20 protein-coding genes and 2 pseudogenes are annotated in these 19977 nt (G+C 60.6%); 13 read left to right on the plus strand and 9 right to left on the minus strand.

Features of this window, described 5'->3' with window-relative positions:
* Positions 1-35: 35 nt before the first annotated feature.
* The 6 genes from ACVW16_RS00680 to ACVW16_RS00705 are packed head-to-tail and all read left to right on the plus strand — an operon-like array spanning position 36 to position 4988.
* On the plus strand, positions 36-332 hold the full coding sequence (locus tag ACVW16_RS00680) for a TrbC/VirB2 family protein (RefSeq protein WP_456739323.1): 297 nt from the start codon (positions 36-38) through the stop codon (positions 330-332).
* A complete protein-coding gene (locus ACVW16_RS00685; protein ID WP_456739124.1) occupies positions 332-670 on the plus strand; it encodes a type IV secretion system protein VirB3 in 339 nt (112 codons plus the stop codon). Before ACVW16_RS00680 ends, ACVW16_RS00685 begins: the two co-directional genes overlap by 1 nt.
* Positions 663-3029 (plus strand): VirB4 family type IV secretion/conjugal transfer ATPase, encoded by a 2367-nt coding sequence (locus tag ACVW16_RS00690; RefSeq protein ID WP_456802221.1) that lies wholly within the window; start codon positions 663-665, stop codon positions 3027-3029. The genes ACVW16_RS00685 and ACVW16_RS00690 overlap by 8 nt, the downstream gene beginning before the upstream one ends.
* The gene (locus ACVW16_RS00695) at positions 3026-3748 is read left to right on the plus strand and encodes a type IV secretion system protein (RefSeq protein WP_456739123.1); all 723 of its coding nucleotides are present in this window, start codon (positions 3026-3028) and stop codon (positions 3746-3748) included. Before ACVW16_RS00690 ends, ACVW16_RS00695 begins: the two co-directional genes overlap by 4 nt.
* Complete coding sequence (locus tag ACVW16_RS00700; protein ID WP_456739122.1) at positions 3745-3990, plus strand: EexN family lipoprotein; 246 nt, start codon at positions 3745-3747, stop codon at positions 3988-3990. The genes ACVW16_RS00695 and ACVW16_RS00700 overlap by 4 nt, the downstream gene beginning before the upstream one ends.
* Before the next feature lie 11 nt (positions 3991-4001).
* The gene (locus tag ACVW16_RS00705) at positions 4002-4988 is read left to right on the plus strand and encodes a type IV secretion system protein (protein WP_456802180.1); all 987 of its coding nucleotides are present in this window, start codon (positions 4002-4004) and stop codon (positions 4986-4988) included.
* 57 nt (positions 4989-5045) lie between these two features.
* Here the strand turns inward: ACVW16_RS00705 and ACVW16_RS00710 are convergent, their stop codons facing one another.
* The 4 genes and pseudogenes from ACVW16_RS00710 to ACVW16_RS00725 all read right to left on the minus strand — a co-directional run.
* Entirely contained in the window at positions 5046-5651 is a 606-nt protein-coding gene (locus tag ACVW16_RS00710; RefSeq protein ID WP_456739121.1) for a DUF1488 domain-containing protein, read from the minus strand.
* Between the two features lie 55 nt (positions 5652-5706).
* Positions 5707-6099 carry a GSU2403 family nucleotidyltransferase fold protein gene (locus tag ACVW16_RS00715; RefSeq protein WP_456802181.1) on the minus strand — a complete coding sequence of 131 codons (393 nt, stop codon included), beginning with the start codon at positions 6097-6099 and terminating at the stop codon, positions 5707-5709.
* Positions 6099-6233: a hypothetical protein gene (locus tag ACVW16_RS00720; RefSeq protein WP_456739340.1), complete on the minus strand. Its 135-nt coding sequence runs from the start codon at positions 6231-6233 to the stop codon at positions 6099-6101. Before ACVW16_RS00720 ends, ACVW16_RS00715 begins: the two co-directional genes overlap by 1 nt.
* A gap of 70 nt (positions 6234-6303) precedes the next feature.
* Positions 6304-6429 (minus strand): annotated as a pseudogene (locus ACVW16_RS00725) (hypothetical protein); the annotation flags it as partial.
* A 341-nt stretch (positions 6430-6770) separates the two neighbouring features.
* Here ACVW16_RS00725 and ACVW16_RS00730 point away from each other — a divergent pair.
* Positions 6771-6977 (plus strand): hypothetical protein, encoded by a 207-nt coding sequence (locus tag ACVW16_RS00730; RefSeq protein ID WP_456739120.1) that lies wholly within the window; start codon positions 6771-6773, stop codon positions 6975-6977.
* Between the two features lie 62 nt (positions 6978-7039).
* Here ACVW16_RS00730 and ACVW16_RS00735 read toward each other — a convergent pair whose 3' ends face one another.
* Positions 7040-8317 (minus strand): Fic family protein, encoded by a 1278-nt coding sequence (locus tag ACVW16_RS00735; protein WP_456802182.1) that lies wholly within the window; start codon positions 8315-8317, stop codon positions 7040-7042.
* 648 nt (positions 8318-8965) lie between these two features.
* Complete coding sequence (locus ACVW16_RS00740) at positions 8966-9511, minus strand: hypothetical protein (RefSeq protein WP_456802183.1); 546 nt, start codon at positions 9509-9511, stop codon at positions 8966-8968.
* Between the two features lie 945 nt (positions 9512-10456).
* Here ACVW16_RS00740 and ACVW16_RS00745 point away from each other — a divergent pair.
* From ACVW16_RS00745 to ACVW16_RS00770, 6 genes are all read left to right on the plus strand, one after another.
* Positions 10457-11128 carry a virB8 family protein gene (locus tag ACVW16_RS00745; protein WP_456739117.1) on the plus strand — a complete coding sequence of 224 codons (672 nt, stop codon included), beginning with the start codon at positions 10457-10459 and terminating at the stop codon, positions 11126-11128.
* Complete coding sequence (gene virB9, locus ACVW16_RS00750; RefSeq protein WP_456739116.1) at positions 11125-11976, plus strand: P-type conjugative transfer protein VirB9; 852 nt, start codon at positions 11125-11127, stop codon at positions 11974-11976. Before ACVW16_RS00745 ends, virB9 begins: the two co-directional genes overlap by 4 nt.
* 11 nt (positions 11977-11987) lie before the next feature.
* A complete protein-coding gene (gene virB10 / locus ACVW16_RS00755) occupies positions 11988-13133 on the plus strand; it encodes a type IV secretion system protein VirB10 (protein WP_456739115.1) in 1146 nt (381 codons plus the stop codon).
* Positions 13130-14161 carry a P-type DNA transfer ATPase VirB11 gene (virB11, locus tag ACVW16_RS00760; protein ID WP_456739114.1) on the plus strand — a complete coding sequence of 344 codons (1032 nt, stop codon included), beginning with the start codon at positions 13130-13132 and terminating at the stop codon, positions 14159-14161. Before virB10 ends, virB11 begins: the two co-directional genes overlap by 4 nt.
* 196 nt (positions 14162-14357) lie before the next feature.
* A complete protein-coding gene (locus ACVW16_RS00765; protein WP_456739113.1) occupies positions 14358-16073 on the plus strand; it encodes a type IV secretory system conjugative DNA transfer family protein in 1716 nt (571 codons plus the stop codon).
* Entirely contained in the window at positions 16057-17226 is a 1170-nt protein-coding gene (locus ACVW16_RS00770) for an LPD7 domain-containing protein (RefSeq protein WP_456739112.1), read from the plus strand. The genes ACVW16_RS00765 and ACVW16_RS00770 overlap by 17 nt, the downstream gene beginning before the upstream one ends.
* Before the next feature lie 88 nt (positions 17227-17314).
* Here the strand turns inward: ACVW16_RS00770 and ACVW16_RS00775 are convergent, their stop codons facing one another.
* The 3 genes and pseudogenes from ACVW16_RS00775 to ACVW16_RS00785 all read right to left on the minus strand — a co-directional run bounded on the left by ACVW16_RS00775 (position 17315) and on the right by ACVW16_RS00785 (position 19125).
* Complete coding sequence (locus tag ACVW16_RS00775; protein ID WP_456739339.1) at positions 17315-18058, minus strand: hypothetical protein; 744 nt, start codon at positions 18056-18058, stop codon at positions 17315-17317.
* Positions 18059-18212: 154 nt separating this feature from the next.
* Positions 18213-19001, minus strand: a pseudogene (locus ACVW16_RS00780) (recombinase family protein); the annotation flags it as partial.
* Complete coding sequence (locus tag ACVW16_RS00785) at positions 18940-19125, minus strand: hypothetical protein (RefSeq protein ID WP_456739338.1); 186 nt, start codon at positions 19123-19125, stop codon at positions 18940-18942. The gene ACVW16_RS00785 and the pseudogene ACVW16_RS00780, both read right to left, overlap by 62 nt.
* Between the last annotated feature and the right edge of the window lie 852 nt (positions 19126-19977).

Raw genomic sequence — 19977 nt, forward strand, 5'->3', positions numbered from 1 at the left:
TGGGGTCCGGCTGCGGTGCCAATCGGAGCCGCGCCATGACTTCTCCTCTTAAACACTCCGCTGCTCTTCTTTGCATGGGGGCCGTTCTCAGCATTGCGTTGGTGGAACCTGCGCTGGCGCAGACCGCCAACATAGAAGGCGTGCTGCAGAACATCGTCAACATGCTGACCGGCAACGTTGCACGCCTGCTGGCGACAATCGCGGTCATCATCGTCGGCATCGCCTGGATGTTCGGTTATCTCGATCTGCGCAAGGCCGCCTATGTCGTGCTGGGCGTCGCCATCACGTTTGGCGCCTCCGAAGTGGTCTCAACCTTGACGGGGGGTCACTGATGAGCGAGGCCGCGCGCCTCACGGAGGACACCTTGTTCCTCGCATGTACGCGGCCTGCCATGGTTGCCGGCGTAACCATGGAAGCCATGGCGCTCAACGTCATGTTCTCCTGCGTCCTGTTCCTCGCAGCTGGGAGCATCGTTTACGGTCTGGTCGCGATTCCGGTCCATGGGCTTTGCCGCATCATCTGCCGGCACGACCCGAACATGTTCCGGATCCTGCTCGCCTGGATCGAAACTCGAGGGCGCGCGCGCAACGCCGCATTCTGGGGCGGCTCCTCCTGCACGCCGCTCAAACTCATACGGCGATATCGAACAAGGGACCTCGCTTATGCCTAATCGGGCGCTTAAGACCCGGGAGACCGAGCCCGATGCCTACCTGCCGTTCGGCCGGCATGTCACCGACACAGTGATCAGTCTTACTACCCGAGCTCTGTTCACAGTGATCCGGATTGACGGCACCTCGTTCGAGACCGCCGAAACGTCGGATCTGAACGATCTGCATGGCAAGCTTAATCTGACCCTGCGCAATGTTGCAGATCCGCAACTGGCGCTCTGGAGTCACCTGGTGCGCCGCCGCACGTCGATCTATCCGGACGGTACCTTCCGCTCGACCTTCGCAGTGACCCTTGACGCCCAATATCGTGGACGGCTTAGCAAGGAAGCGCTGTTTCGCAACGATCTCTATCTGACCCTGGTTTGTCACCCCGGCCGTGCGGCAGCCGATACGGCGGCTGCGTTCTTTCGGCGGCTCAGCCGAAGCGCCGCAAATTCCGCCGAGGTCGACAGCGCAACCCTGAAGCGTCTTAACGATGCAACGCGAGATATCATCGCGGCGCTCGACCGTTACGGCGCCCGTGCGGCGAGATTGATTGAGCGGGACGGCATCATTTTCTCAGAGCCGATGGAGCTGCTCCACGCTCTCGCCTCCGGGGAATGGATGCCGATGCCGTTGCCGCAAGGGCCGGTCGGCCCCGCGCTCTATTCAAATCGTGTCATCTTCGGCCGCGAAGCTCTCGAGATCCGCAGCGCCGGCGGATCGCGCTTCGCTGGCATGTTCGGCCTCAAGGAGTATCCGGCGTCCACCCGGCCTGGGCTGTTGAACGCGCTGCTTTCGGCGCCGTTTGAGCTCATCGCCACGCAATCATTCGCATTTTTAGCGAAGGCTGACGCCAAGACGGTGCTGACGCGCAAGCAAAACCAACTGGTCTCGGCCCAGGATCCGGCAGCCTCACAGATCGACGAGCTCTCTGATGCGCTCGACGATCTCGAATCCAACCGGTTCGTGCTTGGAGACCATCATCTTTCGCTCCTGGTCTACGCCGATACGCCGTCCCAGCTGCAGGAGCACATGAGCATGGCCCGGCGCGCGCTGGCCGATGCGGGAGCCGTGGTCGCGCGAGAAGATTTGGGGCTTGAAGCGGCCTATTGGGCGCAGCTTCCCGGATTATTCAAATACCGGGCACGCACCGGCGCGATCAACTCACGAAATTTCGCGGCATTCTCGCCGTTCCACACCTATCCGACCGGACAGCCTGCGGGCAACCATTGGGGACGGGCGGTAGCGATGCTCAAGACCGCGTCCGGCTCGCCCTTCTATTTCTCGTTTCATCACGGCGATCTCGGCAACACCTTCATCTGCGGCCCCTCGGGGTCCGGTAAGACCGTCGTACAGAACTTCCTGCTGTCGCAGGCCGAGCGGTTAGGTGCGTCCTACATCTTCTTCGACAAGGACCGGGGCGCCGAGATTTTCGTGCGCGCCGCCGGTGGCACGTATCTGAGGCTCCACAACGGGGTCCCGACCGGGTGCGCGCCGCTCAAAGCGCTGGAGCTGACACCTGCGAACCTTTCCTTCCTGGGCGAACTCATCCGGAAACTCGTCACCCCTGACGATCGCCCGCTGACCGTGGTCGAGGAGGAACGCATCGATACCGGGCTGCGAGCACTCGGTCAGTTGCGGCAATCGGAGCGATCGTTCGGGACCCTACGGGCCTTCCTCGGCCAGCAGGATCGCGAGGGCATTGGTGCGCGGCTCGAGCGATGGTGCCGGGGCGCCCCTTTCGGCTGGGTGCTCGATGGCGATCACGACGCCATCGGCCTTGATGCCAGGTTCATGGGTTTCGACATGACCGACCTCCTGGATGATCCTACGGTGCGCACACCGGTGATGATGTATCTGTTCCATCGTGTGGAGCGGGTGATCGACGGCCGACGCCTGATTATCGACATCGACGAGTTCTGGAAGGCGCTTGGAGATGAGGCGTTTCGTGATCTCGCCAACAATAAGCTCAAGACCATCCGCAAGCAGAACGGTGTCATGGTGTTCGGGACGCAGTCGCCGCGCGACGCGCTGGCCTCGCCGATCGCGCACACCATCGTCGGGCAATGCCCGACCCAGATCTTTCTGCCGAACGCGCGGGGAACACGCTCCGACTATGTCGACGGCTTCCACCTGACCGACACGGAATTCCGTCTGATCAAAGAGGAGCTCGCTCCGGAGAGCCGGCGTTTCCTGGTCAAGCAAGGCCATAACTCGGTGGTAGCAGAACTAGACCTCGGCGGTTTCGACGACGCGCTGGCCGTTTTGTCGGGACGCACGGAAACCGTCGAGCTGCTCGACCGCATTCGGCAGCGGGTCGGCGACGACCCTGCGCAATGGCTGCCGGTATTTCATGCGGAGCGGAGGAAAGCACGATGATTGTTCAGCGTATGCAGAGGGTTCTCTCGTCCGTGTCAATGATGACCCTCATAATGATCTCGTCCGCCAGGGCTGAAATCGTATTCGATCCGAGCGTATATGCGCGCCAATTTGAGCAACTGACGGAGCTGAAGAAGCAAGTCGACACCCTGACGTCGCAGCTCAAGGTCGCACAGGATCAATTGAGCCAGGCCAAGCAGCTGTACGACAGCTTCAATAAGCGGACGAACGCCAACGACATCGGTGCGCTCCTGAACACGCCGCAGTTCCGCAAGGTGCTGCCGCAACAGTTCTGGGAGATCGAACGTCTCGTCGCGGGGCCGGGGGGCGGCAACTTCGCGGACGCAGTCAACCACTACATCACGCAGAACCGCGCCTATGCCGGTAACAGCGGCAACTCGTACTACCAGAGCGAGCTCGACCGGATCGCCCGGCAGACGGGTGCGAAGCATTCCCTTGGCCAAGCGGTCTATGACACCGCGTCTCAGCGCATCGATGCACTCGAAGAGCTCAGGGCGCGCATCAGCTCGGCAATCGACGCCAAGGAGATCCTCGATTTATCCGCGCGGCTGCAGGCAGAACAGGCGCTGCTGCAGAACGATATACTCCGAATGCAGGGACTGGCGATGATCCAGCAGGCCCGCACGGACATGGATGGACAGCGGGAGCGGGAGAAACAGAGACAGCTGATCGACGAAATGAAGGCAGCCCTGCAATGAAGACGAGACTTGCCATTCTTCTCCTCACCGTCAGCACGGCTCTTACGGGCTGCAACGACGCCGACAAGGGTCAACAAGGCAAAACCGTAAGCTGGTTTTTAGATCATCAGGATGAGCTTGCGACGACCCTCAAGACGTGCCGCGACAATCCCGGAGCGCTTGGGACGACGGCTGACTGCATCAACGCGAATGAAGCCCGCAACAAGAACACCATTCAAGAGATGAAAGACGCCCTCAAGTAAGGACCGCCGCGATGACTGTAAACGTCTTCGACAGTTTCCTAAAGGAGTTCGAGCAGCCGATCACGGCATTCGTGTCGACCTCGGTTTCGAACCTCGCCTCCTACATCGACGGTCCACTTCGTACCGCCGTGACGCTCTACGTCATTCTCTATGGGTTTGCCGTGATGCGCGGCGCGATCTCCGAGCCGATCATGGAATTTGCCTGGCGGGCGATGCGGATCGTGGTCGTCGTGTTGCTGGCGACTAATTCCAGCGCATTTCAGCAATACGTCACTGGCCTGTTCTTTGATTCCTTGCCAAAGGAGATTGGCAATGTGCTGGCGGGCTCAGGACTGAACACCAGCTCCGGAGCTCCGTTCGACCAGCTCCTGTCTAAAGGAATTGACGTCGCTAACAAGATCTATGAGCAGGCTGGGTTGACCAACGTCGGCCCCGCGCTCATCGCGGCCATTCTGCTGGTCTTCGTGGCCGTCGGGTCGTTCCTGCAATTTGCTATTCTGCTCTACGCCAAAGTAGGCCTAGGCGTCGTAATCGCACTCGGTCCGCTCTTCATTGCGCTCGGACTATTTGAGGCAACACGCCCGTTTACGGAGGCCTGGCTTCGACAGGTAGCCAATTTCGTGATCCTGTTGGTCCTGGTGGTCGCTCTCGTTGGGCTGATGCTGACCACCGTCAGCGGCTTTATCGGCAGATTCGCGGCAAACGCGGGTACGGCGGGCGAGATGGTGGTTAGTGCGGTCGCCATTAGTGCCGTGCTTGGTCTGTCAGGATACATTTCCCTTCAATTGCCGACCATCGCAGGCGGTCTCGCCGGGGGAGGAGCGTCTCTGGCAAGCCGACTGGTCACAAACCCAATGATTGCCAATGCCACGGCCGCCGCCGGAGGCGCCTATGCCGGCGCTCGTTGGTCGGCCGGCCGCGGCCTCGCTGCACTCAGAGCCAGCCGCCAGGGCGGCAGCATCCGGCGCGTCCAATCGCCGGGCACCTCGACAACCTAGCTATGACGAAACCGTCAGCAGATATTTTCGCTGACGCGACGTCTGAGCGCGAGAGGGTTACAGCTCCCCCGAAGCGGAAACCAATTTCCGCACGGTCTCGCTGCTTTCGGGCAGAGCGAGCGGTCGGCAGAAAAGGCGGAGGAAGGTTAGTGCCAACAAAAGTGACGAGCAGCAGGACACATGCTGACGTGTGTCTGCACTCCGTGATCGGCAGGAGCACCCAACTGGCCAATTTGATTCAAGCGCGGAATTGGACGATGATGGGAGACTTACTTTCGTTTGGGGGCTCGTTGCGCAAAACTCTCGACGTTGGAGGTTTTGACCAGGACGGCACCGGGCTCCTCCACCGGAGAGGAGAGGTATTTGGCGCGTCGCGATCTGCTCGATCTTCGATCTGTTCTTGAGGAACGCTTTCACCCGGCCCTCTTGTCCGAGACCATCGACGCCGAAATGGTCGTCCAGCGCCTTGCGGCTGACTGCGCAGTTGACCACGCCTCCAAGCTCCTTTCCCTGGAACGTCACGACGTCGCGGCTGACGTCATAGCGAGCCGGTGGATTGTCGAAGGCAGGATCGATGCCCGGGATGATGGAGCGAGGGGCGCCAATGACTTTGAGCACCGCGTCCCGAACCGAGGCCGCAATCAAAGCAAGCCGTTCGAGCATCAACTGGCGCTATTTGGGACCGCGCGCATGAGCTTCCGTCCAAGCGGATTTCAGCTCATGGGACGCTTTTCAGCCAGGGCCGAAAGCAAGGCCTCGGACTGCTGCAGGTCCTTGTCACGCTTTGCAAACCCTTTCGGGCGCCATCGGAGACGATGAGCTTGTGGACGGCATAGCGCGCCGGAGCCGGCACGTGCACGTAGATGCCGGGACCGTGCAGGATGACCGTGGGCTCGGGATCGCGGATCAGGAAATCCAGGAAGCGCAGCGGCTGTGCGTCCGTATTCAGGGCGGGTAGCCGACGTCGTAGAAACGATCCCGGTCGGCGCCTGGACCTTCGTTGGCTCGATCGGCTGGCCCTCGTCATTTGCCGGTTCTGGCGAGACTTCAGCTTGATCTGCTTCGGATCCGTGACAGCGGTCTCGACGCGAGCCGGCTTTTTCGGGCTCATCAAACGGACGGTATTTCTTCAGGTAGAGGCGTGGGTTCTTCCTTAACCTCGACAATCGGCTGCGAAGCGCCGTCGGCTTCGAGATCGACGACCAACCTTGCATGGATCTTTTCTGTCGCGGTGGCAGAGTCCATCCACCATTCGGTGCTCCAAGATCCGCCGAATTCGCCAACCGAGATCTGTCAGCACCATCTCGCGCAGGCGGTCGCGATCGCGCGCTGTGGCTGACCGGTGATAAGCGGCACCGTCGCATTCAACCCCGGCAAGGTGTCGCCCGGGAAAATCCGGAAGAACGACGCCGAGGTCAATCCTGAAGAAGGATACGCCCACCTGGAGGATGAACTTCCCAACCCTTTTCCTGGAGGGCCCGCATCACGGCGTCCTCAAACGGCGATTCAGTTTCGCGCCCGGTTGGCGAGAAGGTCTCAGCAATAGCCCGGGCGCCGTTCTCGGCGAACTCAAGGAAGTGCTTGAACTCAACCAGCCCCTTGGCAGGCACCTGTGCGCCCGAGGTCGATCTGCTCGGGCCGTAGCAGTTCGCGCCAGGGATGGAACCTGGCGTCTAGTGGATTTATACTCACTTCGCAGGGCGCGTATAAGGCGGTTGACACTTGTTTCAGGAGGCGAATCGCGCGCCAGCCCGTCAGTAACAATAGGAAGCTTCGGCCCACTTGGAACTCAGCGCTAAAAATCGGGCTGATCACGCCGCGACCTTGCACATGCGCGCGCTTGTTCACGAGAGCCTGAAGAGGTTCGAGGAAGCTGACAACCAGCGAGCGATCGAGCTCGATCCGGCCGACGCGAACACCTGCACCAACCTCGCCAATGTCCTCCAAGATCTCGGTTTATTCGTCCTAGCCCAAAATTCGCTGCGATGAGGTGCGTGACCTCAGGGCCGCTTTACGAGCCTCTGTGTCCATGGATGCACTTCAAGCCCTCCTCAGTCATTCGCCGTGTGCTCCGGAAAGAGTCCTGGCATCCATCGCGAGGCAAGGGCGGCGGGGAAAGCCAGCAGCAATGGATCGCGCGGACCTTTTGAGGTGAGGACGCCACGGCCAATGAGTTCCGATACGATGCGCCGTGCATGACGTGGCGTAAGATCGAGAAGATTGGCGATATCGCCACGCGGAAGCTCGCCCCGATAGAGGATTGCTTCAATCACTGCGCCTGCTTTGGGCGGGAGTTTGCTGAAGCGGCTTTCTTCCTCTGCCCACAGCAATAACCGCGTGCGCAGCCGATCTGGCTGCATCAGCGATTCCATGAAGTTCACTTGGTCAATGCAGGTCTCGAGGAAGAAGCGCGTGAAGGATGCGAGTGCTTCTTCACTGAGATTTCCGCGGCCGTCCAGGTCGTTGCGCCGCGGAAGGTCGCATTGGATGAGATGCTGCTTATATGCGCTGTCCCTTCGAGCAAGCCCGCGAGCCACTGACCAAACGGCCCCAGTATCGAGCCAATCCAACAGCATGGCGTGCGACATCAGCCGCGTAACTCGGCCATTACCGTCAAGAAAGGGGTGAATCCACAAAAGGCGATGATGCGCCACGGCCGCAGCCAAAATGGCGTCGGCTTTTCCAGCACCGATGTAAGCTTTCTCGAAATAGGCGAGAAATCGTGGAACAGCGCCAGGGCTGACGGCGATATGAGGTCCCACCTTGACGTCGCGAAGCCGCAATTCGCCGGGGACAACACGAATTCGTTCCTCTGTACCGGGCTCTTCGATCCATAACATCGCGTTGGGAAGGTGCTCACAAAAGCGACGATGGATTTCGCGGACGCCGTCGATAGTTACGGCGCGACCACGGAGATGACCTTCATCGATCCATTGTTGCACCGCGATGTGCGCCTTGGCTTCGAGCTGCAGATCGCGCTTCTGGGGATCGGCGCTATAGTCGTTCTTCAAGGCGCGTTCGATATCGATCGGGTGCGTATCATGCCCCTCGATGAGGTTGCTGTAATAGCAGTTCATGGCCCGGACGAGATCGGCCAGGGAGCCCAGAAGGCTTTGCGGTAAGCTTCTCTTGAAACCGGCCGACTTCCCGACGAGGTCAACTGCCAAATCGGTCAGTTCCCCCCGGTGGCGGGAACCCTCCGCGATAAGCAGGGGTTCCATGGAAGAAACCGGCTCGCCGCGATCGACAGCCGCTGAAATGTCCTCTTTTTTGTCCTCTGAGTTTTTCGTCATAACCATAAATATATCAAATAGATGCGGAAATTTCACTTAGGAAATTGAGCAGATCAAAGTCCTCATAAATGTCCCACCTTCTCAACAGGTTGAAGAGCTCCAATCTTCGCCAACCCATTGAAATGTTCCCTTTAGCCTACCCTTCACCTAAGATAGTGAGTCGAAAGAAGCGGTCCATGTCTGACTAACAACTTCATCCGCCGGTAAGCTGGGACATCCGTCTGGGCTTTTGCTCGAGTTCAACATCGAGCCGCCAACGACCCGGCTCGCCCCTTTCTGCCACCCATCCGCTCTAAGGTTCGCAATCGTTCCAGCCGCGCCCTTTGCCAGCCAGGTTCCTACGCGCAACTGGAAAACCTGTCAGGCGCATCGCAATGCCTCGGTCAAGAGTTGCGTGAAGCGCTCGGCTGCGACCTGCTGCTGAAGCTTGTTGGGCCGCCTCGATCTCGGTCGCAGGGCCATCGCCAGATGACTCGCGGTCGGGTACCAGGCGTCAGGTTTTGACCGCTGGTCATGTTCATCGTGAGTTTTCATCGTGAGTTCTTCTGCCTCTTGCGGAGCCGAGGTGTGGCACCGTGGTCTCGATCGCAGATATCCGTTCCCACCGCTTTCGCCTGGCGGTGCCTTGGTGGTTCCGCCAGGATTTCGTTTCCACATCCCGCTCGTAGGAAGGGTGCGCAATCGCTATCGCGTATCAACACCACCATGCGGAATAGCGAGACCAAGGGCCGCACAAATCGCGCGTTCAGTCGAGAGCAGCAGCAGCCGGTAGCCAGCATCCTCGTAAAGGGGGCACTGGCCAACTTCGTAACAATCACGCACGTACTTTAACGCCGCGGCCGCTCCTTTGAGGCTTCCTGGTACGGTGCCGGCGAGCTGACGCGAGGCCTTCATCTCAGCCCGGCCGAGTGCGCCTTCAGCCTCGCAGAGGCCACTTAACCTAGCCTCCAACTCGGCCCGCTTACCGCAGGGCGCACGGCGCAGCTCGCGCTCGGCAGCATCCTGCTCGGCGAGCAGGCGCCCCAGTTCCTCAAAGACTCGACGGTGGCTTTCGATGGCATCGAGGATTGGGTCGGGCGCGGTCGAAGCACCGACGCTTTCAACCCATGAAGGGGTGAAGACCCCGGCCAGGATGGCGGCGCCGCCGGTGACGAACTGCCGGCGCCGAACGGCCGGGCCGGCACGAAAGAGTAAACGACTCGTGGTATAGGCAGAATCAGCCTGAGACATGGTGTACTCCATGTTGAGGGTTAGGCTCGCGCAGGTGTTCCACCATCTGTGCGGGCCGCTTGCCTGGCCTGTAGCGGCCAGTGCCGAGAATCGAATCACGGCCGAGTCATTGCGTCAATGCTTATGCGCAGCTTTGATTGCGCGAACAGACTCGCGATGGCGCGATGTGCCGGAAGCATTCGGCTTGGCTCACCGTCCACATTCGGTTCTGGCGCTGGACCCGGTCGCGAGTGTGGGATGAGGATTTCAAGTCATCCGGTGATCGCGGCCTTGCGGAATGAGGCGTGTTTGGGGAGCTGTCCTTACGGACGGTGTGCATTCGCAAGTCGACGGACCTGACTTGTGGACGGCGGCACGGCCGGCGTCGCTGGTCCAAGGATGATATTATTTAAGGCCTATTCGACGTCTTGGCGTGCCTCTTGGCACCTATCGCTTGCCTCCGGCCGCACTTGGGCGATTTCACCTCGACCTGCTGAGTCCGAGAGATCTTGAGCCCTGTCAAAACAGACAGGTCATCCGCACAGCCGACTCTGACCTTCTGATTCAGACCACACTTGTTGAGCAGGCATAACCGGCAAAACGACTCGCGTGGTTGAGCGCGCAAGTGATCGCCAGAACAGGCGACTAAGGCAGAGCAGGGCATCAGAACGATGTGGCGTCGAGTATTCATCATTTGCGTCATCGCGTGGCAGCTTGGCGGCTGCGCGAACTGGACAAAGGGGCCGCCATCCTGTGATGGCCAGACTCGGCGCCCGCTTAACCGCTCGCTCTGGGATTGGGATTCCGGCGCGCCGCCCGCGACACCTGAACCGTCAGGTTCGCCGTCCACACCGATCATCCGGAAGGGCGAAGGCAATCCGTCAGCGCCTTCGACCCATCTCGCCGCGTCCAGCCACTCAGCCGAAATTGCGGCCTCTTACCGCTGGTGCGGCGAGGGAGCGTGAGATGCTCGGGAACGATGACCTGAAAAGCTATTTCGAGAATGCGCGGCGATGGGAACAGGATTTGCTTCTGTCGGCCCGTCGCTCGCGGCGAACAGCGTGGGTGGTTGCCGCTGGCGCCTGCGCCTTGGCGGTGGCCTCAGTCGGTGCGGTCGCAGCGTTAGCACCGCTGAAGACGGTCGAACCATTCGTCATTCGGGTCGACAATGCCACTGGCATTGTCGACACCGTCTCTGCTCTTAATTCGACGCCGGCACGCTACGACGAGGCCGTCACAAAATATTTCCTTGGACGCTACGTTCGCGCGCGGGAGGGTTACAGCTACCCGGAAGCGGAAATCAATTTTCGGACGATTTCTCTTCTTTCGGAGCAGGGCGAGCAGGCCCGCTTCGCAGCCTGGTACCGCGGTTCGAATCCAGAAAGCCCGCAAGTCGTTCAGGGACGCTTTGGCGTGGCCACGGTTCGGATCAAAGCGATCTCGCTCCTGGCGGACAATGTCGCGTCTGTGCGGTTCATGAAAGAGAGCCGCAAGGGCGAGGAGACCCGTGTGACACATTGGGTTTCGACCCTGACCTTCTCTTACGCCAACGCACCGATGTCGTCCGCCGACCGTCTCATCAATCCGCTCGGCTTTCTGGTTTCGGAGTATCGCGCCGATCCGGAGGTCGTGCCATGAAACGTTTAGCGGTTCTGATCTCTCTAACTCTCGGATTTGCCGGGCCCGTGCTGGCGCTGCAGCAGCCAGCGCCTGGGCAACACGATGCGCGCGTGCGCACTGTGACCTATGACCCAGCCAATGTGGTCCGCGTCAACGGCGTCATTCGCGCCTCGACCCAGGTCGTGTTTGCCGATGACGAGGAGATCGCGCATGTCGCCATTGGTGATGCGATCGCATGGGAGGTCGCACCTGCAGGTTCGATCCTATTCCTCAAGCCGCGCGAAAAACATCCGCCGACCAATCTGCAGGTCGTCACCACCCGACCCGACGGGCGCAAGCGCTCCTATCAATTCGAATTGTCGATCGCCGAGACAACGCTCGCCGACAGCTACTTCGTCGTCCGCTTTGCTTATCCCGGAGACGAGATCGAGCGTCGGCGCATCGAGGCGGCCGCCCGAGGCGCGGAACGGGAAGGCGCCCTGATTGATCAGACGTTTGACGTTCATCATGCCTATGGCGCGCGCAACTGGCGCTTTTCCGCCCAAGGCTCGATCGAGCTCGAACCCGAAGCTGTCTTCGATGACGGCAAGGAAACCACGTTCCGCTTCGCCGGCAATCGCGAGATCCCGGCGATCTACCTGATCAACTCGGATGGCTCTGAAAGTCTGGTGCCCAAGGATGTCCGTGGCGAGCTCGTGGTGGTCCATGCCACGGCCCGCGAGTTTCGACTGCGCAAGGGCGACGTCGTGCTCTGCATCTTCAACGAAGCGTTCGATGCTGTCGGCGTCAATCCCGGCACCAACACAACGAGCCCCTCGGTCGAGCGGCGGGCAAAGAGGTCATCTCCAACCCTTAAAGAGCGATGAGGCGGGTGCAAATGACCGAGCTTGAACATGAGACGCTTGCCGGCGAGCGCGGAATTACGCCGGTGGGAGGAGGGGACAGCGGTCGAACGGCGATGCTCAAACGCGGCTTCGGCGCGCTCGCGCTCACCGCATTCGCCTTCCTGATAATCTGGGGAACCTGGAAAAGCGATAAGCCGGTCACGGATTCGGCCCGAAAGCTCACAATCCGCCAGGCGGCGGCCTTCGAGCCCGTCGCGGAAACCCCCGCCGTACCGGTTACCACGGCATCCATTCCGGTTGCACCCATCTTAGCCCCGCCAGTGGCACCCGCGCCGGCTCCCGACCAGATGCTTGAAAGCGCGCGGCGCGCACCGGTGCTGGCCTATAATCGGCCGGTCGCATCGGGACGTTCGGCCCGCAACGAACCGGCCGGAGGTATCCCCGTTGATCCCTATGAGTTCGGACGGGCCGAGCCACGCAATGAGCTCGCCGACAAGCTCAAACCCACGCCGATCGAGGGCGTTCGGGCGGCGCGGCTGGCCAATCGCAATCTTCTGGTGACCCAAGGCACGTCAATCCCTTGCGTGCTCGAGACCGCAATGTCGTCGGATGTGTCCGGCTTCGTCTCCTGCGTCGTGCTGCGCGACGTGATGTCGGATTCCGGCAACGTTGTGCTCATGGAAAAGGGGACGCAAGTCGTCGGCGAATACCGCGGCAGTGTCCGGCGCGGCTCCAAACGGATGTTTGTGCTATGGGCCCGCGCCAAGACGCCCACAGGTGTCATCGTGGCGTTGGCCTCGCCCGCGACGGATGCGCTCGGCAGGGCGGGGTTCGACGGCGACATCGACACGCACTTCTGGGAGCGCTTTGGCTCCGCGCTGCTGTTGTCAATCGTCGGCGATGCCTCTTCGATCGGACGCCAGCAGCTGCAAGACGGCTCGATCCAGATCAACAACACGGCCGGCGCGACGAATACCGCTGCCGGCATCGCCGTCGAGCAATCCATCAACATCCCGCCGACGCTGAGCAAGAATCAGGGCGAGCTCGTGAACATCTTTGTCGCGCGCGACCTCGATTTCTCGTCGGTCTACCGGCTCAAACGGATCGAAAGCCGCACCCAGATTCTCGACCGCACCCTCCCCGAAGGCCTCGTCGGACCGGCAATGGTGACGAAATGACCAGGGCCGCGTCGATCGAGCGGGACGGTGGTCGCCTGGTGCTGGCGCGCTACCTCGAGCCGCTGGCTCCATACCTGGCCGACATCACCCTCACTGAAATCGTCGTCAACGGCCCCGGCGAGATCTTTGTGGAGGGGCCGAACGGTTGGACCCGGCATGAAGTCGCAGCCCTCACGCACACCTACCTCTCCCACCTTGCGACCGCGGCCGCCAGTCACACTCGTCAGGACATCGGGCCGGAATACCCGGTGGTATCGACCAGCCTGATCGGCGAGGAGCGCTGCCAGATCGTCGTGCCGCCGGCCGTGCCTACTGGCACGATCAGCCTCACAATCCGCAAGCCCTCGACATTGACTATGAACCTGGACGCTCTTGAGCGGGTAAAGCTGTTCGACGAGGTCCGCTCCGCCAGTGACGAGCTGGACGCCGACGAGCATCAATTACTCGCGCTGAAAGAGGCGGGCCAATGGCGCGAGTTCCTCCAGCTTGCGGTGCGCACCCGCCGCAACATCCTGATCTCAGGGGCGACGGGCTCCGGCAAGACGACTCTGTCAAAGGCGCTGATCGCGGCAATCCCGGCGCATGAGCGGCTGCTCACTATCGAAGACACGGCCGAGCTCGTCATCCCCCATCAGAATTGCGTCCGGTTGCTCTATGCCAAGGATGGGCAAGGTGTGGCCAAGATCGGCCCCCGCGAACTCCTCGAGTCGTCCCTGCGCATGCGGCCTGACCGCATCCTGCTGCAGGAGCTCCGCGACGGCACCGCCTTCTTTTATCTCAGGAATGTGAATTCAGGGCACCCGGGATCGATCACGACGGTTCACGCCGACAGCGCTCGCCTTGCCTTCGAACAAATGACCTTGCTGGTCAAGGAGAGTGCGGAGGGACGGGACCTCCACCGCGATGATATCCGCTCCCTCTTGCTGCACCTGGTCGATGTCGTCGTCCAGATGCAGAAGCGTAACGGCCGCTATCGCATTTCGGAAATCTACTATGACCCCGTTCGCAAGCGCGACCACGCCCGTTAAGGCGGCCCAGGGCACGGCGCTTGCCTTCGCGGCCGCCGCAGTGTTCCTGCTAGTCGCCTCCAACGTTCTGCTGCTCGGGCTCAGGCTTCACGATGGCGGCTTTCACTGGTCGGAGATCGCCACAGGCTGGCCGCGTTATGGCGCTGACCCGCGCTTCGACCGCTGGCTGACGCTGTCGACGCTCGCCGGGCTGATCGTGGTCTTTGGCCTGCTCGGCGCCATCCTTCGGAACCGTCCGCTTCCCCTTCACGGCAAAGCCCGTTTCGCCTCCGAGCGGGAGATCAAGGCCGCAGGCCTGCGATCGAAGGAAGGCCTGCTGCTCGGCCGCAAGGACGGCAAATTGCTGTGCTTCGGCGGATCGGAACACGTCCTCCTCTACGCCCCAACCCGCGCAGGAAAGGGAGTCGGCTACGTCATTCCAAACCTGCTTAATTGGCCGGATTCGGTTGTTGCGCTGGATGTGAAGAAGGAGAACTGGGATCGCTCGGCCGGTTTTCGCGAAGCGCACGGCCAGGAGGTCCATCTCTTCGACCCGCTCGACGAGAACGGTCGAACGGCTCGCTACAATCCGCTGGGCTATGTGCGCAACGATCCCGCCGATCTCTACGACGATCTGCAGCGCATTGCGGTGATGCTGTTTCCGGCCGAGAGCCGCGGCGATCCGTTCTGGTTCGAGGCGGCTCGTTCATCCTTTGTGGCTATTGGCGGCTATGTCGCGGAGACACCCGGCTTGCCATTGACGATCGGTGAGATCCTGCGCCAGCTCTCGGCGACCCCCGATCTTAAAGGCCACTTCGGTAAGATCATCACCGATCGCAAGGCGGGCCCAACTTCGCTATCACGGCACTGCATTACGGCGCTGAACGACTTCCTCGCAGCTTCCGAAAACACGTTGAACTCGGTCCGCAAGACCGTAACGGCACGGCTTGGCCTCTGGCTCAACCCGCGCATCGATGCCGCAACCTCGAGCAATGATTTCGATTTGCGGCAGCTGAGGCAGAGCCCCATGTCGATCTACCTTGGGGTGACACCTGACAATCTCGACCGCATGGCACCGCTCTTGAACCTGTTCTTTCAGCAGGTGGTCGATCTCAATACAAGGGAGCTGCCGGAACAAAACGCCAAACTTAATCGCAAGGTACTGCTGCTGCTGGACGAGTTTCCGGCGCTCGGCAATGTGAATGTGCTGGCAAAATCGGTTGCCTTCGTCGCCGGCTACGGCATCCGCCTTCTCACCGTCGTCCAGAGCCCGGCGCAGTTGCGCGCCATCTACGGGATAGACGCAGCCCGCAACTTCATGACCAACCACGCGGTTGAGGTCGTGTTTGCGCCAAAGGAGCAGGACGTGGCCAATGAGCTCTCGGAGCGCCTTGGCTATGAGACTGTTAGCGCCCGCAGCCGCAGCGGACCAAAAGGGCTGGCGATGCGGGCAATCAGCGAGACGGTGTCCGAGCATCGTCGCGCCCTGATGCTGCCGCAAGAGCTCAAGCTTCTTCCAAAATCCAAGGCCTTCATTCTCGGCACCGGCATTCCCCCAATCATCGCCGATAAGATCATCTACTATGAGGACAAGTCTTTTCTGGAGCGATTACTGCCGGCGCCTCTCCCAAAGATGCCGAACGCGCGTTCAAATGCACTGCTCGACGCTGAGATCAAGGAGCTGCGCTCCGAGATCGCCGAGTTACGCGCGGTATTCCAAAAACGGCCCATGACCGATGAGGAGGTGGCCGACCCCTCCACGATTCCCGCAGGCGCCAGTTTCGATTTCGGGGATGTGGATGTCGACCTCGAGGGGTTTTCCGAAGAGGACCTGAAAGCCTGGGTCATGAACTACGTCGACGCTCAGGTCATTCCGCCGACACGGCGGACCGGCCGCAAGCAGAAAGGTGAAGAGCATGAGCGCCAGGCATGACGCGAGCGAGGAGTTCAGCCTGGAGCGGCAACGTCGCGCCGGGCGCGCTTCCGCCCGAGAAAAGGGTGAAGGCGAGTCCGCAACAGCCCCCAAGCCCTCGTCCGCGGAGGTTGCTGATAGTGCATTTCCGGACCGGATCCGTCGGAAATATTACGTGGTGGCCACTGAATCCGAAAAGGATGGATCTGGCCGCGAAGCGCGGCTCTATGCCGATGAGCGAAAAGAGTATCTTGCGTTCAAGACCACTGACGATCGCTTGGTTACCCGCATGTCTGCCGCCGAGGTGATCCGGGACATGGTCAGCGTGGCACAGCATCGCCAGTGGGAGACAATTCACGTTCGCGGGTCCGTCGAGTTCCGACGCGAGGCCTGGCTTGAGGCTGGCGCGCGCGGAATAGAGGTGCAGGGCTATCGGCCAAACGAGCTTGATCGGCAGGCGCTCGCTGACCGACGAGCCGCATGGGATCGAGCCCACGCCCGGACCAACGATGTCGGGGCTCGCTCGGCCTCCAACAGGTCACCGCAGGCGGAAAGGCTCGATAACGCCAAGAGCGTTTCCGGACGTCTGATGGAGGTCGGTTTTGGTCCGTATCGCAACCGCACTGACGCGGAGCCGTCAACCTATGTAACCATCGAACTGGATGATGGCCGGCGACATCAGGCGCAGGGCGTCGGCGTCGTAACAGACGTCGCAGACAGTGGCGCGAGGCCAGGCGACCGCATCTCACTGCGAAGGGATGGCGTCGAGCCGGTCGTCAGGGCGATCAACCCCATAGACGCCGCCACAGGAATCGCCGGCATTGAACGACGCCAAATGTCACGCAACATGTGGAATGTAACGGTGGAGGAAGGCCATGCAGACCAGCCGGCGGCAGTGCATGACACCGACCTGCTCGCGGCCCAATCCCAGCTTGTCGTCATCAACAAGCTTGTTGAGCGCGCTCTGCCGAACGATGAGAATGCCCGCCAGAGCATTATGGCCTTCGCCAAGGAGCGCATCGCCCAGCATCTGGAGAAAGGGCATCCGTTTGCGCGAGCGACATTCGCGGAACCTGTTCACGAGCGCCATGAACAACGACCGGGACGCGATAAAGAGGGAAGCCGCCAGAGTCAGAGCGGCGGACATATCAGACTACAAGAGCGGGAGCGCTGATGGGCGATTTCGCACACTCGATCATCTTTAGGTCTCGAGCATCCCAAGCGTGCGCGGTCGTCGAGGCGAATTGCTTGGAGCACGGGAATCATAATCCTGGGGTCGGGGGTTCGAGTCCCTCCCCCGCTACCACGCGTCTCCCACTATCCTCAAAAGTGGGTTTTGGGCTGTAGCGGTCTCCCGCTACCATGTATCCCCCACTACTATGGTGGGCCTCTGGAAAGACCCCTCCGCCGACCAATGCGGCAAGCTTTCCTTTGACCTCGATCTCGAAGCCTTCCCAAGGGCCTTTCGGGTGGACAATGACGCTGTGCACAAGCGACCTGAAGTCGGCGACCAGCGGGCCCCGGTCGTCCTCCGCGCCTGCGTGGCTTGCTATCGTGTCGGCAAGCGCATTGACGGTTTCGATGTAGCGGTCCAGCGTTGCCGGATGCAGTGAGATGGGAGTAGGGGCCTCCTCGAGGGCAGCCAGTTCCGCCTCAACGCGCAACCGCTCTTGCTTCAACTCGACGATCCGTCGCTTAGCATCCTCCTCGGAAATCACGTACTTGATCACGAGATCAATGTTGCGCTGACGCTCACTTTCGATTCGATCACGTTTGGCCTCTAGCCGCAGGCGCTCCGCAGAGGCGTTGCCTGCAAGTCGCTCTCGCTCACTGTTGTAGTTGCGGACATAGGTCTCGATCAGCCGTGGGTCCTTCAACTCCTCGACCATCCCGCTGAGCACAAGTCTTTCGACGTCGCGCAGGTAGATGATCCTGCGATTCGAGCAGCTGCCGCTCTCGCGCACAGCTGAGCAACGAATCCTGGTCTTTCCGGTCTTCGCGGTCATGAACTGACAGACCAGATCCGCAGCAACCGCACCGAAGGAGACCAGACAAGAGATGCGGCGCCCGTCGCTTCATGTGACTGGCCAAATGACCCTTCTCGGTTTTCAAAGCGTGCGCCTGCTCCCAAACGGATTGTTCGACGATCCGCAGTTTGGGCACATCAATGCTCTGCCACTCCTCGCGAGGGTTCGGGCGAGACAATCGTTTACCTGTATCGGGATCCTTCACCATCCGGACCTTGTTCCAGACAATACGGCCAGCATAGAGCTCATTGAAGATGAGCCCTGTCCCGCGCTTGGCGTTGCCGTTGATCGTCGACGCATTCCATCGCCGACCTCGCGGTGGATGTACATTTTGCCGATTGAGATCCTGCGCGATCTCCCGGGGGGGCCGCCCCGCGGCGTATGCTGTAAAAATCCGTTTGACGATCGTAGCTTCATCTTCGACGATTTCGAGCTCGCCGGGTTTGCCGGGTACCGCTCGATATCCGTAGGCACGCCCTCCCGCATGTCGGCCATCGCGTATCACGCCGGCCATGCCGCGGCGGACCTTCTTCGCACCGTCCTCGCGCTGCATCTGTCCGACGAGACCGCGGATCCCAATCAAGATTGAGTCCGCAGTTCCATCGTGGACAGCCTGAATCTCGATCCCTTGGAACGACAACCGTTTGTGGATGCCGGCCAGATCCTCCATGTCACGTGAGAGTCGGTCCAAGGCCTCTACGATCACAACTGTGAAACGATGCTGACGCGCAGCGTCCATAAGCTGCATCAAGCCATCGCGGCCGAATACCGAGGCTCCAGAGCGCGCCTTGTCCTCAAAGGTACCAACGACATCGAGTTGATGACGAGCCGCATAAGCGCGGCAAAGGGCAATCTGGTCTTCAGTCGATTTTTCGTTTTGAAGCTCGGTCGAGAACCGAGCATAGATCGCTGCGGGTTTCATCTCGAATACCACTGCTGATGCGCTTGTCGCCAGCGGCATCGAGATGATTCTTCATCAGACGCTCGCTATCGAAGAGATGATCGCGTCTTGCGTCGGCAATTGCAAGTGCTTCAACAAACCTCATCAAAGCAGGATCGATTTGCGCAGAGGCTGCGGACCGTGGTCCACGACTATTAACTTCTCTCGTCCTTGCGCGCTTCATCCCAACAAGATGCTGCGCACTGGTGAGAGAAAGCACGGCGCTTGTGCGCCGATCGTGGAATTGGATATGATAGAGGACAAAACGGACAGACTCTCAGAAGATGATTTCTGGTGTGGAGAGTCTCTGCCCGCGTTCGCTGTACAACGGCCGACGAAGCTTGGCGTGATGCACTTGCAGGACGCAGTAGCGGCGGCAAGTCGGTAGGCCTAATCTATGGCGAGAAGGAAATGCTTCGGCGTTGGGGCGCCAAAGCTCTGAAGAAAGCGGCTGATGAGATTTCGTATCCAGTTTGGACGCGTCGCGCGTCTAGACATTCGGGCGTGTAAAGCGTAGCCGCGATATCGCCTAAGCACGACCGGAAGGGCATTGGGGCTCACCGGAAAGCACGAAAACATCACTGATGATCAAATCCGTTGCCACGCACGTCCTCGCAGCAACGCTGGAGGTCGCTTGGCCCATGTGTCGCGCTGGCCAAACGGCAAGCATGGCAAAGTCGGACGCAGCATGGCGCTGCTGGGAGCGCGTTGGGGATGCGGGGAAAGCTCTGGAGGTCTGGGTAGACCGTGTGGCCGTGCGCTCCGGTATCGACGTCGGCCAGCACATGATCAACCGTGCGCTTGGCTAATAGCTGAGTGCGAAGAAGGAGCCGCACCGAAGGGCCTCCTTCGGACTCCTAGGTGCGGCACTTATCTCTTCCTGCCGAGTTCGCGAAAGTCGGATTGATCTCTTCCCCTAGTTGCGCTTGGATGGTGGCTCAAGGGGCAGGGAAGATGC

It is taken from the genome of Bradyrhizobium sp. USDA 4474, from assembly GCF_054057515.1.

Bases quoted from the DNA above. Each gene is read 5' to 3' on its own strand.
- ACVW16_RS00680 (WP_456739323.1), top strand. From the start codon at position 36: ATGACTTCTCCTCTTAAACACTCCGCTGCTCTTCTTTGCATGGGGGCC.
- ACVW16_RS00685 (WP_456739124.1), top strand. From the start codon at position 332: ATGAGCGAGGCCGCGCGCCTCACGGAGGACACCTTGTTCCTCGCATGT.
- ACVW16_RS00690 (WP_456802221.1), top strand. From the start codon at position 663: ATGCCTAATCGGGCGCTTAAGACCCGGGAGACCGAGCCCGATGCCTAC.
- ACVW16_RS00695 (WP_456739123.1), top strand. From the start codon at position 3,026: ATGATTGTTCAGCGTATGCAGAGGGTTCTCTCGTCCGTGTCAATGATG.
- ACVW16_RS00700 (WP_456739122.1), top strand. From the start codon at position 3,745: ATGAAGACGAGACTTGCCATTCTTCTCCTCACCGTCAGCACGGCTCTT.
- ACVW16_RS00705 (WP_456802180.1), top strand. From the start codon at position 4,002: ATGACTGTAAACGTCTTCGACAGTTTCCTAAAGGAGTTCGAGCAGCCG.
- ACVW16_RS00710 (WP_456739121.1), bottom strand. From the start codon at position 5,651: ATGCTCGAACGGCTTGCTTTGATTGCGGCCTCGGTTCGGGACGCGGTG.
- ACVW16_RS00715 (WP_456802181.1), bottom strand. From the start codon at position 6,099: ATGAGCCCGAAAAAGCCGGCTCGCGTCGAGACCGCTGTCACGGATCCG.
- ACVW16_RS00720 (WP_456739340.1), bottom strand. From the start codon at position 6,233: ATGGACTCTGCCACCGCGACAGAAAAGATCCATGCAAGGTTGGTCGTC.
- ACVW16_RS00740 (WP_456802183.1), bottom strand. From the start codon at position 9,511: ATGTCTCAGGCTGATTCTGCCTATACCACGAGTCGTTTACTCTTTCGT.
- ACVW16_RS00745 (WP_456739117.1), top strand. From the start codon at position 10,457: ATGCTCGGGAACGATGACCTGAAAAGCTATTTCGAGAATGCGCGGCGA.
- virB9 (WP_456739116.1), top strand. From the start codon at position 11,125: ATGAAACGTTTAGCGGTTCTGATCTCTCTAACTCTCGGATTTGCCGGG.
- virB10 (WP_456739115.1), top strand. From the start codon at position 11,988: ATGACCGAGCTTGAACATGAGACGCTTGCCGGCGAGCGCGGAATTACG.
- virB11 (WP_456739114.1), top strand. From the start codon at position 13,130: ATGACCAGGGCCGCGTCGATCGAGCGGGACGGTGGTCGCCTGGTGCTG.
- ACVW16_RS00770 (WP_456739112.1), top strand. From the start codon at position 16,057: ATGAGCGCCAGGCATGACGCGAGCGAGGAGTTCAGCCTGGAGCGGCAA.
- ACVW16_RS00775 (WP_456739339.1), bottom strand. From the start codon at position 18,058: ATGACCGCGAAGACCGGAAAGACCAGGATTCGTTGCTCAGCTGTGCGC.
- ACVW16_RS00785 (WP_456739338.1), bottom strand. From the start codon at position 19,125: ATGAGGTTTGTTGAAGCACTTGCAATTGCCGACGCAAGACGCGATCAT.